The 17,487-nt window shown below is 51.5% G+C and carries 17 protein-coding genes; 6 read left to right on the top strand and 11 right to left on the bottom strand.

Annotated elements, in window-relative coordinates; all coding sequences use genetic code 11:
- Nucleotides 1–17: 17 nt before the first annotated feature.
- The 4 genes from eutA to KHS78_RS03250 all read right to left on the bottom strand — a co-directional run bounded on the left by eutA (nt 18) and on the right by KHS78_RS03250 (nt 3,633).
- Complete coding sequence (gene eutA, locus KHS78_RS03265) at nt 18–1,460, bottom strand: ethanolamine ammonia-lyase reactivating factor EutA (RefSeq protein WP_211825080.1); 1,443 nt, start codon at nt 1,458–1,460, stop codon at nt 18–20.
- A complete protein-coding gene (locus KHS78_RS03260; protein ID WP_211825079.1) occupies nt 1,453–1,644 on the bottom strand; it encodes a hypothetical protein in 192 nt (63 codons plus the stop codon). The genes eutA and KHS78_RS03260 overlap by 8 nt, the downstream gene beginning before the upstream one ends.
- 18 nt (nt 1,645–1,662) lie before the next feature.
- Nucleotides 1,663–2,769, bottom strand: coding sequence for an ethanolamine utilization protein EutH (eutH, locus tag KHS78_RS03255; protein ID WP_211825077.1), 1,107 nt, complete (start codon nt 2,767–2,769; stop codon nt 1,663–1,665).
- A 294-nt stretch (nt 2,770–3,063) separates the two neighbouring features.
- Nucleotides 3,064–3,633 (bottom strand): hypothetical protein, encoded by a 570-nt coding sequence (locus tag KHS78_RS03250; protein WP_211825075.1) that lies wholly within the window; start codon nt 3,631–3,633, stop codon nt 3,064–3,066.
- Nucleotides 3,634–3,860: 227 nt separating this feature from the next.
- Here KHS78_RS03250 and KHS78_RS03245 point away from each other — a divergent pair, with 227 nt between their 5' ends.
- The 6 genes from KHS78_RS03245 to KHS78_RS03220 all read left to right on the top strand — a co-directional run bounded on the left by KHS78_RS03245 (nt 3,861) and on the right by KHS78_RS03220 (nt 7,337).
- Entirely contained in the window at nt 3,861–4,262 is a 402-nt protein-coding gene (locus tag KHS78_RS03245) for a hemerythrin domain-containing protein (RefSeq protein ID WP_211825073.1), read from the top strand.
- A gap of 162 nt (nt 4,263–4,424) precedes the next feature.
- A complete protein-coding gene (locus KHS78_RS03240; protein WP_211825071.1) occupies nt 4,425–4,595 on the top strand; it encodes a DUF3012 domain-containing protein in 171 nt (56 codons plus the stop codon).
- A 113-nt stretch (nt 4,596–4,708) separates the two neighbouring features.
- Nucleotides 4,709–4,915: a hypothetical protein gene (locus KHS78_RS03235; protein ID WP_211825069.1), complete on the top strand. Its 207-nt coding sequence runs from the start codon at nt 4,709–4,711 to the stop codon at nt 4,913–4,915.
- Nucleotides 4,916–4,943: 28 nt separating this feature from the next.
- A complete protein-coding gene (locus tag KHS78_RS03230) occupies nt 4,944–5,519 on the top strand; it encodes a hypothetical protein (protein WP_211825067.1) in 576 nt (191 codons plus the stop codon).
- A 62-nt stretch (nt 5,520–5,581) separates the two neighbouring features.
- Nucleotides 5,582–6,538 (top strand): hypothetical protein, encoded by a 957-nt coding sequence (locus KHS78_RS03225; protein ID WP_211825065.1) that lies wholly within the window; start codon nt 5,582–5,584, stop codon nt 6,536–6,538.
- Nucleotides 6,539–6,611: 73 nt separating this feature from the next.
- On the top strand, nt 6,612–7,337 hold the full coding sequence (locus tag KHS78_RS03220) for a phytochelatin synthase family protein (RefSeq protein ID WP_211825063.1): 726 nt from the start codon (nt 6,612–6,614) through the stop codon (nt 7,335–7,337).
- Between the two features lie 17 nt (nt 7,338–7,354).
- On the opposite strand, the gene KHS78_RS03215 is transcribed toward KHS78_RS03220, so the two are convergent.
- The 7 genes from KHS78_RS03215 to KHS78_RS03185 all read right to left on the bottom strand — a co-directional run bounded on the left by KHS78_RS03215 (nt 7,355) and on the right by KHS78_RS03185 (nt 17,478).
- Nucleotides 7,355–8,386 (bottom strand): NADP(H)-dependent aldo-keto reductase, encoded by a 1,032-nt coding sequence (locus tag KHS78_RS03215; RefSeq protein ID WP_211825061.1) that lies wholly within the window; start codon nt 8,384–8,386, stop codon nt 7,355–7,357.
- Between the two features lie 797 nt (nt 8,387–9,183).
- Nucleotides 9,184–9,669 (bottom strand): hypothetical protein, encoded by a 486-nt coding sequence (locus KHS78_RS03210; RefSeq protein ID WP_211825060.1) that lies wholly within the window; start codon nt 9,667–9,669, stop codon nt 9,184–9,186.
- Between the two features lie 348 nt (nt 9,670–10,017).
- Complete coding sequence (locus KHS78_RS03205; RefSeq protein WP_211825059.1) at nt 10,018–10,800, bottom strand: hypothetical protein; 783 nt, start codon at nt 10,798–10,800, stop codon at nt 10,018–10,020.
- Nucleotides 10,801–10,991: 191 nt separating this feature from the next.
- Complete coding sequence (gene eutB, locus KHS78_RS03200; protein WP_211825058.1) at nt 10,992–13,430, bottom strand: ethanolamine ammonia-lyase subunit EutB; 2,439 nt, start codon at nt 13,428–13,430, stop codon at nt 10,992–10,994.
- 58 nt (nt 13,431–13,488) lie between these two features.
- Nucleotides 13,489–14,985, bottom strand: coding sequence for an ethanolamine ammonia-lyase reactivating factor EutA (locus tag KHS78_RS03195; protein WP_211825057.1), 1,497 nt, complete (start codon nt 14,983–14,985; stop codon nt 13,489–13,491).
- Between the two features lie 172 nt (nt 14,986–15,157).
- Entirely contained in the window at nt 15,158–16,786 is a 1,629-nt protein-coding gene (locus KHS78_RS03190; RefSeq protein WP_211825056.1) for an alkaline phosphatase, read from the bottom strand.
- A 260-nt stretch (nt 16,787–17,046) separates the two neighbouring features.
- Complete coding sequence (locus tag KHS78_RS03185) at nt 17,047–17,478, bottom strand: EutP/PduV family microcompartment system protein (protein WP_211825055.1); 432 nt, start codon at nt 17,476–17,478, stop codon at nt 17,047–17,049.
- Nucleotides 17,479–17,487 lie beyond the last annotated feature (9 nt).

The following is a 17,487-nucleotide window of genomic DNA, read 5'->3' as shown; positions in this document are numbered from 1 at the left end:
CGGGACTCCTTGTTCAGTCAGTAGCCGAAGACCAGCGTTTTCACAATCACCGGCAGCACCTTGTCCTGCGCCAAGGGTTTGCCGATATCAATATAATCGCCATCTTTCACCGAAATTGAATCGATACAGACGACATCTTTGCTGTACTTCAGCTTGGCCTCGATGCTCTGGCCGAGCACCTTGGCAAAATCTTCTTCCACAATCACGATCAGCGGCTGGGGCAGCTTGATCATGGTGTCCATGCCCGCAATGATAATCTCCGCCAGCTCCTGGACATAGCTGAAATCAGGCTGGCGTCGTCCCTGCAAACCCAGCGCCACATGCTGGACGCCGGTTTCCAGGTCAAACCAGGACAGTTTTTCCTTAATGACCCGGATCATGTCTTCAGCAGGCAGGGTTTCATCCTGTGCCGTCAGGCGCAAGACCGGGACGTTCTTGATGGGAAATACATCACGGGAGAAATTGATGGTGCTACCACTGATATCGGTCGCGTGGGAACCGGCACCGATGACTGTGGCGCGAATGGTTTCCACGGCATCAAACACCGAGAAGTGGCTGAACAGCGGCGACTTCCGGATCGCACGCCCCAACAATACGCCCAGGTCACCGTATTCAAACTCACCGACTGACGGCATTTCATCATAGGCATAGACCGCTACACCGCCGGAGAAGCAAATCTGGTCAATGGTGTAATCGCGACGCATATCCTGAGTGCCACGGCCTACCAGAAAAGCGAGATCATCCGTTGCAGGACGAATACCGCTGACCTCTTCAAGAATTTCCACCATGCGCTGGACAATGCGGTCAATCTGACCGCGGCTCAGTACATCACCGATGCTAACCGGCATGCCCATACGGCGGGTCATTTCGTACCATTTCTCGGAGATATAAGTGACTTCGGTGCCACCTTTCTCAAACTTGATCAGGCGCCCACCGATATCCAGACAACTTGTATCAATGGGCTCACCCACCTGATACGCCGCAATATTGGTCGTACCACCACCAATATCAAGATTCACGACAATGGAGTTCTTATCGAAGGATTGCTTTGAGGCACCCGCGCCCTTACCGGCAATAATACTTTCGAGATCCGGTCCTGCGGTCGCAACCACAAAATCCCCGGCCAGCTGACTCAGGGCATCAGCGACCTGGCGGGCATTCTCCTTGCGTGCGGTTTCCCCCGTGATGATCACGGCACCGGTATCAATTTGCTCAGGACGGATATCCGCCTTGCGGAACTCACTCTCCACCAGCGCCCGCACCTGGGTGGCATCAATCATGGTCGGCGACAGCAGCGGCGTAAAATGCACCTGGCTGCGGTAGACCACTTCGCGCCCGACAATCTCCACCTTGGGGATCATCGCGCCCGGTGACACGTTTTCCAGGAACAGACGGGTAAAGACCAGCTGGGTGGTGGAGGTACCGATATCAATACCGGCGCTCAGGATTTCTTCACGCATGGGATAACCTGATTCGAGTAAGTGTGGCCGGGATGCGTCCTGTAGAGAGGACGGGGGATACCGGCACCGTATCGGACAACGGCTCGGGTTTGGCAACCGTATGGGGGACGATAATGACAAACCGGAGCGGTCGCGGGTATCGGGGAAAACGCTGCCGGCAACAAGCCGGCAGCATCAGAGACATCAGCGGTAACCGCTACAATCAGGCAGTCTGTGCTTCAGCAGACGTCTTGGACGCCATGTTGCGGGTAACCCAGATCGCCAGGGCGACAGCAGTCACACCACCAACCAGCTTACCGGCAACAACAGGCGCGATCATGTCGCTGTTAACAGCGGCAGTGAAGCCCAGGTGGTCACCGAACGCGAAGGAAGCGCTCACAGCGAAAGCCACGTTGATGATCTTACCGCGGTTGTCCATGTCCTTCATGATGTTGAACATAGCGATGTTGTTGGCCAGAGTAGCCACCAAACCAGCAGCGGCGGTTTCGCCCATGCCCATCATCTTGCCCAGCTTCATCAGCGGCTTGTTCAGGTGAGTAGTGATGAAGTGGACCATCGGGAACGCACCAGCCAGAACCATGGCGATCGCACCGATGATTTCAATACCTTCGGAGATCGGGGCCATGCCGGGGATGATCACAACACCGGTCAGGGTTTCAACAACGATAGACGCCAGCGCCAGGGTGATGACGGCAACAACGCCCTTACCGAAGATTTCGAAACCACTGATCATCTTGTTAGGCATGAAGTACAGGCCTGCGGCGATCAGACCGGCCACGAGGATGATCGGCACCAGGTTGACCATGATCATGCCGATATCGAAACCGGCAACCACGCCACCCACCAGGCAGCCCACGGGAACAGTGGTCAGACCGATCAGTACACCACGCGCCAGGTACTGGGTGTCTTCCTTGGAGATGATGCCCAGGGCAACCGGGATGGTGAACACGATGGTCGGACCCATCATGGCGCCCAGGATCAGACCGGCAAAGTTACCGGCTTCCGGCGTCTTGGCCATTTCCAGTGCCAGCGGGTAACCGCCCATGTCGTTAGCCAGCAGGGTGGTGGCGAACATGGCCGGGTCAGCACCCAGAGCTTCATAAACAGGGACAACAACAGGACTCAGGATGGTGTTCAGTACCGGTGCCAGTGACACCACACCGACCATGGCCAGCGCCAGGGCGCCCATGGCCATGAAGCCTTCCTCAAACTGGGCACCGTAGCCCCATTTATTCCCCAGAATCTTGTCGACGGCGCCAAGCACCATAAAGCCGACCATGACGTAGAGGATGATATCGTTGATACTCATAAATTCCTCGTGGACTGTGTGTTGGTAAAGCTCAGAGTTATGGTCCGTCACGCATCAACAATCATGCTGTGCATAACCCTGGCCTTGTCAGGGACATGCGGGTCGGCTCGTGCTGAGTGTACGGACTGTTGCGCGGCAGGCTAACAGGAACGGACGTGAGGATTTATGACGTTGCTCAATGGCGAAATCGCGATCATCCGGGGAGTTGATTTACGTCAAGAATTACTGAAGAAGATGAGCGTCAGTTTGCTCTGACGCTCATCCTGTCGAGGAAGTCACACCGCTCAAAATACATCACACGTTGAATCTCACGCTCTTTTTGACGGTAGATGTCTGCGCACCTTCAGTCTTCAAAATAGACTGTGGCTTATTGTCGTCATCCTGAGTCGCAATTTGCTTAGCATCACGCTCGACGGTGTGGGCACGCACATCCCGGCTTAATTGATCACAAACAGCCTGCACTTTTTTCTTGTTCTTTCGATCACCGGCAGGCAATAAGTCCATAGCCAGCTGATGCTTAGCCTTGTCATTTTGATTCATGCGAAACAACCGGGCCTTTCCATCATGCTGATTCCATGATGGCAACTCATCGTATTGCTTCACCATGGTTTCTACAGCGGATTGGTACTCGGCCTTGGCAACAACAACATTCACCGGTCGGCTAAATAATGTTTTTCCTGAGGTCTTGGCCGTACAGCAAACTACCTGGCTGACCGCGGCCTTATGGCTCTGAGAACATTTGCGACCATTCTTTGTGTTTTTCTGGCCACTGACGGAACTCGAAGAATCATTATTACCTGAAGCATCCAATGAATACTGCTTTTGTGTTTTAAACATCCTGAAAAATGCATTAATTGAAGCCATGAAAAACATCCTTTTTTGTTCTGTTATTGATGTATTAAGTATCAACTAAAAGTTCCCCTTCCACTATTAAACCTTGGTAGTAAACGATGATATTTATTCGCTATTTATTTCAATAAGAAATAAATAAAAATACTGCTATTGCAAATAATAAACAGGATCCAGAATCCCCTTCCACATTGAATCTAAACTTAATCAAATAGACCTACATAACTGACAGGACGTTTATTATGTCAAAACTCGTTCAGGAGTTCCTGCAGGAACATGCCCATATCACAGACACCTTATTAAATGTCCAGCGTATTGGCATCCATACCGAGCAGGGCAGAAAACTTCTGATTCTGGCCAAGGAAGAGTTACTGGCCCATCTGGCAAAAGAAGACGCCAATCTGTACCCCATTCTCTGGAAAGCAGCGGAAACGGACGAAAAACTGAAAAGCACCCTGGAAAAATACGCCAAGGATATGGACCAAATCTCAGCCAGCGCTCTCGCCTTTTTCGAAAAGTACTGTTCACACGGTGACGAGGAAGGTTTTGAGAAAGACTGTAAGGGCTTGATTCGGGTTCTTTGCAAGCGCATCGGTAACGAGGAAGCCGTACTGTACAAGAAGTACGACTCAATCATGCGCTAACGACTTGCGCCAACGTCAACCTGACGATCCCCTATACTTTGCCGAGGCGTCGCATCGCGCCTCTTTGATGCAGTCTGCATCAATGCTGCCTAGCTGTTAGAGAACAGCACTACATTCGTGATTTAATACCCCAGCGTTACACCCATCACCTGGAGAACAATGATGAAGCGGCTATTTGCCTGTACAGCTGCCCTGCTGTTTACCACCCTGATCACCGCCTGCTCCCCGGAAGTAGGCTCAGAAGCCTGGTGCAATGGGCTCCAGGAAAAACCCAAGGGTGACTGGACCGCTAATGAAGCCACCGACTACGCCAAACACTGTGTGTTTAAATAGTCTGTACTTTATATGACGTTGGCCGGTTCACCCATGACGGTGTATAGGCCAACGTCTGCTTGCCGGTATACAACTATTCTCTAGTTTGGGAAGACACATACAGGGATGTCATGATGAAACGGTTACCACTCTCCATCTTACTCGTCGCTATGTTTCTGAGCGCCTGCAGCAGTGAAAAGGAACCTCAACAGAACGAGGCTGATCCGCACTTTCTGTCCGGGCATCAAAAAGCCATTGACCAAGCCAAAGCCATGTCTGGCACATTAGAAGAGGCTGCCAGACAGCGGGATGAGGCCCTGAAAAAGCAGCTCGGCAAATAACCATAGCACCTTACAAGCGTGTCGCTGGTTGACTGAATACCGCATAACACCGGATAGGCAGTCAACCGCTGTCCGACGACAATGTGGCGTTCAGACCAACACCACGGCCAGGGATTTCACATTGCTTCAGAATCTACTGCAAGCCTACCGGGGGGAACTCTACGGTATCGCTTTTTTCCAGACGTTTCTTGATGCCACCACCCGCCCCCATGAGCGTCGAACATGGCAGCTTTTGATCGATATCGAGCAGCGCACGGCAGAATGCCTGAGTGCCTACCTGGTACCACTGGGCATCCACTGCCCTGAAAATGATCCAGCAATGGTTCAAGCAGGACGACGACAGGCTAACCTGTGGCTTGACCTGCCCTGGGACACGCTCATGGCAACATTGGCGCCATGGATCAAAACCTACGCGGAGCGTTACCGGCAGCAGGCGGCAGAGGATAAAGTCCATCACACGATCAGCACCCTGGTGGCAGACCATGAGGATGCCATACTGGCCTTTGTGGAACGGGAAATCGCACAGGATACGAATAGTCTGTCGCCACTAATCGAGTTTCTGGCCAGGTATCCATCCCCCCGTCCGCTGGCAAACACCGCCTGATAGGAATGGGGAAAATCGTCCTGCTACACTGAAGTGACAATAAACAACAAACCACTGATTCCATGCGCAATGTCACCAGGACGGTCACTCTCCTAGCAAGCTTACTCTTTATCCTGAATCTGCCTGTTCAAGCACAAGCGGAAACACTCTGCACAAAGGGTACGCCCCGTATAAAAGTTCACGTCACGACAGACTGGAAACTGCGTTTTGGCGGTCGTCCCGTTCCCGGCATTGATATCGAGGACCGGCTTGTTTTTACCATCAAAAAAACCGGCTACCGGTTCAATCTGCCCGATCGCTTTCACGGCGACCCCTGTCATCGTGGCAGCGTCAGGGTCTCCAAAGATGGGAAGTATATCGGCATTTTCTGGAGTGAAAATTATCTAGCCAGCCAGAATGGGCTTTTGGCCCTTCGTTCAGAGGATTTCGGGGAAAGCTTCAAGCTCTATTGGCTGCCCAACACAGTCTTCTACGGAAGACTGGTGAAAGACGACAACGGCAAATCCGTCGGCCGCTGGGAGTTGGGCATTAGCAAAATTACCACCATTGACCAGCAAAGTGTCCTTAAAGCCCATAATACCAAGCACTTCAAAAAACTCGCGCCCAATATCACCCAGATGAAATCCAACCAGCTATCAGACAGCTTTTCCTCAAGCAATCACAACAAAATATCAGCGGAAATGTTCACAGTGGTGGGTCGTCATACCGAAAAAGGTGAATATTATGAAATATCCATCTTGAACTTCCTGCAAACCTTCAACATGGGCAAAAGCTGGCATGTTTCAGCCGATACCAACCATTATCAGCACTTTTTTTCCCCGCCGAGCGCCTATCACCATGTCTGGGGTAACGATACCGACAAACAACACCTCAGAAGGTTTCAGGGTTTGCCTCCAGAGTTCACTGCCGTACCTTACTCAACAATGGCGCAATGTATCGCTACCTATCCGCAAGGTTCACATGACATTACGTTCGAAACACTGAAAGCAGCGATTGAGGCAGGAGAGAGCTGCTCCTGACGGAACCCTCTCAAGATAAGCAGGTCTAAACTGCTACACATTGCCCGTACGACAATACCAGCAGGAAATTTTCATGAAACAAACAATCGCGTGCCTTGGATTGCTCTGCACACTGCTCACGTTTGCCGTGTCAGGCGCACAAAACACTGACCTGATTGACTGGAATACCCCGGCAGCAGCACCCCTGCAGCAAAGAATCCCGGCCAATGCGGACTTCTGGCAACTGATTCCCCAGCTGACAACCCAGAAAACCCAGACCTATTGCGGCATCGCCAGTGCAGTCACCGTACTGAACACTATGGCCTTTGGGCAGTCAGGTGACCCTGTCTATTTCCCTTATATTTATGCCACCCAGGACAGCTTCTTCACACCTGACGTCCTGCAATACATCACACCGCGGTCTGTATTAACACGCGGAATCACCATGAAGGAGCTTGGCAATGCCCTGCAAAGCCACGGCGTCCTGGTCCACAGCATGTCAGGGGACAGTATTGGCATCGATCAACTACGCGGGCGCCTACGTCGAGATTTAACGGATAAGGAACACTATCTCCTGATCAACTACCACCGCCCTTCTCTGGGTCAGAAGGGTGGTGGTCATTGGTCGGTACTGGGTGCGTATGACGCCGCATCGGATCGAGTCCTGATTCTTGATGTCGCCCGCTATGCCCATCCACCGACCTGGGTCAGCCTGTCGGCTTTACATAGTGCCATCAATACCATGGATTCAAGCAGTGGAGAGTCCAGAGGTTTATTGATTGTCTCTGCGCCCCCAAACGCCGCCCAGAATAACCCATAAAGAAACCAACCAGTCACTTAAGGCGCTGGATTCGGCTGTTCAGCATGAATCGCTTCAATGGCTTCCAGCACCTCGTCGGACAATGTCAGCTCACTGGATGCCAGGTTACTGTCCAGTTGCTCAAGGGTCGTTGCCCCGATGATATTACTGGTGACAAACGATCGTGATGTGACAAATGCCAGTGCCATTTGGCTGGGATCCAGGCCAGCCTCCCGAGCCAATGAGACATAAGCCTCCGTCGCTTTCTGTGCCTGTGGATTGTTATAACGTTGGAAACGAGCGAATAGCGTCAGGCGTCCATCAGCAGGCCGCGCACCATTGAGATATTTCCCACTGAGCACACCGAAGGCTAGCGGAGAATAGGCCAACAGACCCAAATGTTCGCGGTGAGCGATTTCTGCAAGACCAATTTCAAACGAGCGATTCAGCAGGTTGTAGGGATTTTGAATACTGACCGGACGCGCCTGCTGCTTCATCTGGCTTTCTGCCAGATAGCGCATGGCGCCCCACGGCGTCTCATTGGACAGCCCGTAATGGCGAATCTTGCCGGATTTCACCAACCCATTCATAACATCCAGCGTTTCTTCGATCGGGGTACCATCAACATTTTCCTGATGTGAATAACCCAGTCGGCCAAAGAAGTTGGTGTTACGATCAGGCCAGTGCAGCTGATACAGGTCGATGCAATCCACGCCCAGTCGCTGAAGGCTGCCGTCCACCGCGCGCTCGATATGCTCACGATTCAAACGACGACCACCGTCCATATAGTCAAAACCGGGTCCACAGACCTTGGTGGCCAGCACCAGGTCATCATGCCGGCCACGCTGACGCAGCCAGTTGCCGATGATCTGCTCCGTCCGGGTCCATGTTTCCGCACCGGGCGGGACTGGATACATCTCAGCCGTGTCAATGAAGTTGACGCCGTACGCTGTCGCCCTGTCCAGCTGGGCAAACGCCTCCTGTTCTGTATTCTGTTCACCCCAGGTCATCGTGCCCAGACAGATGGCACTCACCTTGATATCAGTTGGACCAAGTTGTCTGTATTCCACAAAAATACTCCAATGTTGGCTGTTACATGCCCATCTACCACCTGCCCAACGGGTTGCATGATCATATACGACAGGTATATCGAGAGGATGGACTGCGCGCACGTATGTTGACGCATGAGGCGATCAAAAAACAATGGGAAGATAGAATCTTATGGTAAATAAAAAAACCTCTAATGTACGGGATTCATTTGAGCAATATCGAAAGTCATATTCTATACTTCGGCTGCAATAAGAATCTGATGCTTGAATATAAAACAGTGCAACAAAACATTCTTGCTCATTACATGAAACGGCAGAGATTAGCTATTTTCTTCTTTCTTGACCCTTATATCCTCAGGCTTTAATCATGAAAAAATCACATATCCAGTTATTGTCTGCAACCCTAATGCTTTCAGGCTTAACATTTATCACAGAAGCAGTATGCAATAACATACCCTACCGTACAGGTGAAAATCTTATAACACTAAAAATAAGAAATGAAGGATGGTATCTATTGAACTATGAGTTTGATCGGTATATTTGCACACATAACGAAATTGGCACCGGATCTATTATCAGCGGGTCTTTATTAATGGGAAGATCCACCTCCTACCCAATTTATGACACCAATCCAACAGGCCTACAATGCAGAGTGAAAGTTTGCCCCACACCCTGCTATGAATCATTCACCCATTATTACACCATTACAAAATCAACCACTATTCGATGTTCTGGAACCATATTCTCATTCAATTGCGACATTTACTAATATAGAGAACATAAATCCACCGACTAAATCAAGCCGGTGGATCACTTCATCAACTTGACTTTATCGTAATTGATAACCTGGAATTTTTAGGAAAAGATTGATTTTCTAGAATAGTCGGATTCCAATACCCTGTGTGCGACGTACAATTTTTACCTACCTCTTTAAAATTAAGATTTAAGTGAACACAATATTCATCCATCTTATTATCCCCACCCAAATAGCCGCCGGCGGAAATAATAAACATGTACTGATCTTTTTCACGGCCATGTTTCCAACTGACAAGCCCTGCCGGATAGTTGTGTAACCCATCAAAAACTGGGGTCAATGTCATTATTGTATTCACTGGAAAGCCTGAATAGGATGCCAAATGATAACTGCCCGTTGCTATTGCAGGATCCTCAAGCCCTTCGATCCCACGAGCACTCACCTCAAACAATGGAAAAATTTCCTGATGAATTTCCACCGTTCCGGCATGGGCCATGCTGCCAGACACAACTAATGCAAAAACAAGTGGCATGGAAGAAATAGATCTCATTTTCAAACCCCTTTCACTGCTGCCTGGTAGTAACCTTCGCAGTTTTCTGGAAAATCAATGCCCGACAAAATGCCTGACGATCCCCACCGGCATCTCAATACATCAAACACCAGGTTCGGATAAAAAATAACACAACATGACAAACTCTGTTTTTTTATTCATTGTATGGAGCATTTTCTTGCATTAACGGTTAAAATCACACGTCTATTCATATATGTCGTGTGTTGCTGAACATTGTCCCCGATAACAACAGTAGCGATCAAAAAATAATAAAACAACAAATTCGATCAACCACCCCTAGAATAATACTTAATGACAATGACCGTCCTAAAACCCATTCTTTAGACATTACACACTCGCCAACGCCTTTTTAATTGGAGCAATGTGCATGGAAAGGTTAGCAACAACATAGGGGATTCTCGCGTACATTGCTTGAGGATTTTCATGTCTTGGCACTATGAAACCATTCCCCCGCCCCACAAAATATTTAGCACTCTTTTTAAAGTCTCCATCATTACTCTCTGGAAAGCACACATCTAAATAGGCGACAATCTCCAAACAACACCTGAAAACATCATTAATTAAAGGCGACATGATTCTAATAAAAGAATACTCCCGCGGCCCTAAGTTTTTTTTGTATTCGCAATTGTATTGATCAAATTCATATTGCCTCTCTACGCTTCTTTTTAGCCTCTCTATTTTATAGCGTGCAATCGCTAAATTAAGGTACTGCTTATGATTATTGCTACATCCGGCGAATAGCGGCTTAATCGCCTGATCGGATTCATCATCACCTCCTGATGCGAGATAATCCTCCAGCGATGGATAATACTCACCCGTTTCCAAGCATCGATACCCCTCCAGAACAGCAGGTTGATTCACACGTTCTTCACCGGCAACTTCGGTCGAACCAATATTAACCTCATGTATTAAAAGTTCTTCGATGCGGCGTAAATGGCAGCAATTCTGCCAATTGATCAAATCGATAACAGGATTAACCAGGTAATGAATGATTGCATTAATGCAAGGTTTAACGACATGGTTCAGGAACCGCGCGCTTCGCGTTCTACAACAAGGCCCTGTTTCACCATGGCCAGGCACATTCATTGAAATACTACATGCTGCAGCCATTGCTCTAACCTAGCACAGTGTGTTGATAAACATCTCCGTCGAAAAGTTAGAGGAACCCTCTACGGAAAAGTTCCTTTCAGGTGCTACCGCGTAACGTTAATAACGAAACTGTCAGAAAAACCAAACAATGTCGACACAGGATAAGCCTGCATCCGTAGTTCCCTATTAGGATACAGGCAGCGTAGTGTCCTTTAGAAAGGGTAACGATCGTTATAGCGGAGCTTAACCCCTGCCTGGCGCAGCAGGTCACCCGCTAACGGTGAAAGCAGTGTACGACGACTCAACAATATTTCCTTCACCCCCCATTCCAGCAACATAAGCACATCCGCTTCTGAAATGGTTTTCTGGTTACTGAAATCATGCACACGAATAGGCTGCACGGTTTTCTTTTCTACTTCCTTCGGCGCTTCTGGTAACACTTCCTTATGCACCAGACCCATCCGGCTACCCAGGATCGCATTCAGACGGTTGCCTGCCGCCTTGTTGTCAAAGATCTGCATGGCCCGTTCCGCGACCAGCGAACCGGCTTCCAGCGGCGGAATACCTCCGTGATAGATATTCGGCACCACCGTGTCCTCAAAGGCAATCGCCTCCACACCGGAATACTCGGCCGCCAGTTGCCGCGTTTCCTCATCACCCAACCGGTAAACCAGGTAAGCCGACAGGCTACGGGAAGACTCGGCATCGGAACCGGGACGTTCACCCAGCAGTACGATCACCATCCGGGCATTCACGACCCGTGCAACATCTTCTGCCAAGCGAACCCGGCCATGCGGTGCAATCATGGTTTGTCCAAGGCTGTAGCCTCGGCTGCGCAATCCATCTTCCAATACCGGTAACAGCTCTTCGATGTTGTGATGCACCGCCTCAGCACTAAGCCCATCGGTGACAACGATCTGGATATCATTGTTTTCCGGTGTCAGTTTTGCACGACATTCATCGTTTAACGTCGCGCCCGTATCCGGACGGGAATGGTGTAACGCCAGGTTCGATGCCTTTGAATCGATCCGACGATAATCCAGATCATCAAACGCCTCAAACCGTAGTGCACTGACTGCCGCCGCCCGGGCTATCGCCATATTCAGGCGAAGATTACGCATGACCTGGTTGGCCATCCGCGGCCCCGCGTTTTCCAGGCCATAAGCCATGGGTACCCGCGACAGTAAATGGCGAAACTCGTGTTCAGAATCCGCAAAGATGGCGGGATTACCCCAGTTGGGCCCACGTTGGATCTGACCACGCTTGTCCTCGGTGAAAATGCCGCGCTCAATACACCAGTGATAAAACTCCGGCGCCGGCTTCAGGTTATGGATCTCCCGCATAGTCTGGTCATCGTGACCGCTGGTATCCGCATAGGCCAGCATCCGGTCTACCCCAAGGTAGATGTCCATAAAGTAATTGGCGCCAGCAACGGTCAACAGTTCCACCGCCATTTCCTGGCCTTCCTCGGCGGCATCCGCATGCAGGGTAAAGCACGGGGAAACCCCCATCGGCAGACCCATCACCTTGGCCATGAACAGGTCCTGCAGATTGGAGTAGACAATCTGCCGACTGTTCTCGTGCGTTTCGGGTCCGATGAAACCGGTCACACTGTTCACCATGCAGGGGTCATAACGACGACACAAGCCGTAAGTCAGTGCTTCAGTTGTCGCCATGTCGATACCGTCATGCTTGCTGTAACTGACCTCACTGCCCTGCCCGGTCTCGAAATACATGAACTGCTCCGCCTTACCAGCCAGCGTGCCTTTCTTCGCCATTAAACGGTATGCGTCGTCCATGTAGGTGACTGTGACATCAAAGGCTTCACGTAACGTAACATCCGTTCCGGCCAGTGACTGGAACAGGATTTCCACCGGTGCCCCTTCTGCCAGGCAGGCCAGCTGGGTTCGAACATGGGATAGCACACAGATCTGTGTCGGCGCACCGGTCTGCTTGCGAATTTTATCCAGGTGGAACAGGCAGGCGCTGATGTTGTCGACTGAATCCTCTGAAGGATTCAGACCAATCATCAGGTCGCCATTGCCCATGGAAAGCCCCAGCCAGGTTAATGCTGTAATTGCACTCAGGTCATCGGTCGGGTGGTTTGGCTGAATCCGGGTGGAGAGAGAACCCTGCAAGCCAAGATGCGTGCGCGCACGGGTCGGGCAGATGATCTTGCGGGCGTTGTAGATGAGGTCATGCACACCCATCAGTTTGGTGACTGCCGCCACCATCACCGGCGTCAAACCGGTTCCGGCCTTGACCAGCTCCGCACCGGTGGCCGCCTGCATCCAGTCCTTCAACTCGCCCACGGTCATTAACGCGAGTTCATCGAACACCTCAAGGTTAAGGTCATAACCTACCCGCATGATGTCATCTATTCGCCCATGGCGGTTGACCAGCGGCCGGTCATACAGGTGTTGGAGAGTAAGATCTGACAACAGGGTACGCGCCGCTTCCCGCTCGACCTCATCAAGAGCCGCCAGCCCGGCATTGATGTCGCCGGCCTTGCGCAGGTCAGCCGCACCCAGCAATGCCTTCAGCCCGGAAAAGCTGTATTCCCGCCCCATGACATTCAGGCGGTACACTTCATCCGGCCGGGGTTCCGGTACCGGAATGTTTTGCAGCGGGGTCAGGCGGGCATTCGCCATAACAGTTGTCTCTCCAGAATTTTGTCTTCATCATGCGCCGACATACGCTGGGCTCAAATCAGTGCATGCCGTAAAAATAAACCGGAATCACATAATTCCGTACTGCCCCCAGGCTGACGAACTCCGCCGGCCGGTCCGGCACTTCATCGACAGCCATCAGGTTGACCGGCAGCTGCCCCCAGCGGGTCGCGTAGTTGCCAATCACCTTGCCAAAATCCTGCGGCGCCAGTAGTAGCAGAGGATGATCTTCCGGAAAGGGTCGATTTTCCAGCAATCCAGCCAGACGTTCACCGAACTGTTTAACCTGGGGGAAGCGGGGATATTCCCCCTCCGGAATCATCGCCTGGATGCAGGCGCCATTAGGGCTTCTGCAAGCCAGTTCCACGGCGCTCGACAGCGCTGCCGCATCAGCATCCAGCGTCAGGCGGGCGACAATCGGGAGATCATGCAGTGGCAACTGTCCGGGGCGAGGCATATACAACGTATTCCCCGACAACTCCGCACTGTGAAGGGTCAAGCCATAAACCGTCGCACGACCACCAAACTCCGGAATATGTGAATACAGACTGCGTGACAGCAGCGGAGATTCCACGATGCCACGGCAAATATCAATACCCAGATCGCCATACCAGGTCGTTCCAGGCAACTCTTCTCCCATGACCAACCGGTAAAGCAGCTCTCCGACACCGCCGGAAAACGTAATAATGGTGTCGTCCGTCAAGGTATGTACTTCACCGTTGTACGGTGCCTGACACAATCCTGCTCCAAAACCATCATCAGCAAACCATGCTGTTTCACCGGTAACAATGGCCTCCAGCCCGCGCACGGTGAAATCCACCACCGCCTTGACGTCAGATGCTGACAGGGTTTCCCCAACGGCGGTATCAATCCCCAGCCGCTCAAAGACCATTCGCCCGTAACGGGACAACCCGAGAAGATGATAGCTGCCAGGCTGAAAACGGAAATGACGTGCGCCAAGGAAATAGCTGCCAGCAGCCAGAACATTACCATCCAGCCCCAATGCTGGGTTGGTAGTGCCACCACCAATGTCCAGGTTTATCACCGGCCGCTGCGGTTCCTGACGGGAAAGCTCCAGGCTGTTGCCCATAAAGGCCAGCCAGGATTCAAGACAGGGGTCGTCTGCTGTCGCCACGATAACATGGCCGATCCGTTCACGTACCGCCTGGGCAATGACATGGGCATTGGCCTGCTCTGCCGCCAGACCGGTGATAATGACGCCACCGGAAAAAATCTGCTGACAGTCGATACCGCTTTCTTCCAGCCAACAGTCTATGCATTCAATGATCCGGGTGCGTGACAGCTCGTCACCATCAAACGGCGTGAAGACCGGTTCGGAACGATAGAGCAGGTCAGGACTCCCGAACTCCATTCGCCCCGTCGTCATACTGCGTTCCATACGCGCACGGGCAACCAGGGCACGACTGGTGGTCGAACCGAAATCCAGGCCAATCATCAGCGCTGTGTCACGGTCACCCGCCTCGTGTGTAAATACACGTTGTCCGGAGGGCTGTGTTCTCGGAGGAAAAGGCGTCATGGAATCAATACATCGTAAAGCAAAGACATTATCTCAGAACCTGAAAAAGCCGTGCAGAATGATAAATGACTAGTTCAGTGTGTTAACCCTGACCAATGCAAAAAAGCCGCCTAACCAACAGCGGGCTTACCGAAAATCGATAAGCCCGCTGTTTATGTGCCGCTAGCTGTAATTACTCAAGGGCATCCTTGGTCAGCTGACCGACTTCAGGATGGGTCAGGAATTTAGAGAACGGCGCAGTGGCTGCTTCCGGACCATATACCATGACCAGTACCGGGGTATCGGTATGGGTACCGGTGCCCCAGACCACGGACTGATCTTCCGCCAACGTGTGGCCCATCAGGTTCCAGCGATTCTCTTCACCGTACACATAGAAGGACTCGAACGGTTTATTCACCGCAGGCCAGGTCTTGGAGGCCAGGTAAGGGTGACCGGCTTTCTGGAAACGGTTCGGGTTGGTTTTCAGCACGGTGGCCGCCATGGCTTCCGTAACCTCGAAAGCATGGTGCTGGCTCATCAGCTCCGCCAGTTTCTTCGCGGTCTGCTGCTCTGCGGGCAGGGATTCGAAATCACCCCAGATGTTCTTGTTGCTGCGAGTCTGGGCATAGATACGGTCCAGCAGGCTCAGGTCAGCAAAGTTGAACATGGGCTGATAGTCGTGTTCTTCCCCAAAACCGGGAGCAGGCAGTTTCTGCGGCTCAGGCACATCCTTCATGCTGTAGCTGAAACCAAAGGAACCGGTTTCATGGTCGGCAGTCACCACCATCAGGGTATCGTTACGCTGTGCGACCCATTCATACACTGCCTCGATGGCCTCATCGAACTTGACCATGTCGTGCAGCATGGCGCCGACATCGTTCTCATGACCGGCCCAATCAATCTGGCCACCTTCAACCATCAGGAAGAAACCGTCTTCATCCTGACTCAGGATATCCAGCGCCTTCATGGTCATTTCTTTCAGGGTTGGCTCAGAACGATCACCGGCATCTTTCGTTGCGGCGTAATCAATACCATCCATCATGCCGGAGTTGGCGAACAGACCCAGTACCTTGCCGCCTTCAACCTGCTCCATTTGCTCACGGGTAAACGCCAGCTGGTAACCGGCTGTCTGCGCACGGTTCAGCAGGTTCACCTCATCTTTACGCTTGGAGCTGACTTTGAAAGCACCATCATTCAGGTCACGGATTGCCTGGTACGTCTCACCCTTGTCATTCACGGACTTGGGAACAAAATGGCGCAGACCACCTGAGAACATCACATCAGGACCAATGTTGATCATGTCCACCGCAATCTCATTCTCAAGGTTACGGTGTGGCTGATGCGCGGCAAAAGCGGCTGGTGTCGCATGAGTCAGGCGGGTATCGGAGACCAGGCCTGTGGACTTACCCATCTTCTGGGCACGTTCAAGGATGGTTTCCAGGTATTCACCCTCGGTACCGACACCGATGACTTCGCTCAATGCCGGTTCACCCGTTGCCAGCTGGGTTGCGGAGCAGGCGGAATCCACCACAATTTTGTCGTGCGGACCCGTGCTGGAAACACCCAGAACACCGGCCTCGATCAAGCGATCGATACCCGTCGGGCGACCTTCATAAATGGAGTTGGGGGCACGATGCGCGTAGGTACGCAACAAACCCACCTGCTGCGGCCCCATGCCATCACCAATCATCATGATGACATTCTTGACCTTTCCGGATTCTGTCTCAGTGCCTGTGTTTTGCTGACCATCCAGCGCACAGCCGGCTATTGCCGTACATCCGGCAATCACCAGACCGGCCAATAGTGTCTTCCTGAAATGCATCAGAATTTCCCCCAAAAATAAACGTCCAGAAAGTGCGCCCGACCTTCCTCCATGCGGTTTCCAAACCACGATGACATTCGTCAGGCGTGCATAGATCGCGGCACATTCTTGCAATTTCAGGCTGTTTTACATTGATATCCTGCAATAAATGTCATGACTGCCATTTTGAAATATGACCTGCATCAAGCCACACGTCAGTTTCAGAAAGAACAGAAATCAATGACAAAAAAGAGCCGGAAAACCGTATGGCGTCCTGACAATTAATTGGCCGCCCCAAGGTAGGCTTTCAATTCAGCAATCCCTTCGCCAGTCACAGAGCTGATTTCAAACAGGGTATGGACACCGGCTGCTTTCAGTATTTCCCGGGAGAAAGCGGCATCGCACCCATCACTGTCAATCTTGGTGATGATGCCGATCGCGGGGCGATTGAACATGCCGGTAAAACAAGGGGGATAATGGTTATTCTTACGAGTACAGTCGTGTATAAGGCCGATCACATCGTAATCCACCGAGGATGTCATCAATGCGGAATAAAAGTGCCGGTTTTCAATGAATTCACCCGGGGTATCCAGCATGTACTGGCTGTATTCCATCGCTTGTGTTTTGCGATAGACCAGCTCCTGACCATAGAGCGCCTGGGTCAGTGTTGTCTTGCCCGATGACGTCGAGCCGATCAGCATCATCTTTTTCATCGGCGAACC

The organism is Kistimonas asteriae, assembly GCF_018263925.1.
Lineage (GTDB): Bacteria > Pseudomonadota > Gammaproteobacteria > Pseudomonadales > Endozoicomonadaceae > Kistimonas > Kistimonas asteriae.
This window is presented reverse-complemented; position numbering and strand designations above follow the sequence as displayed.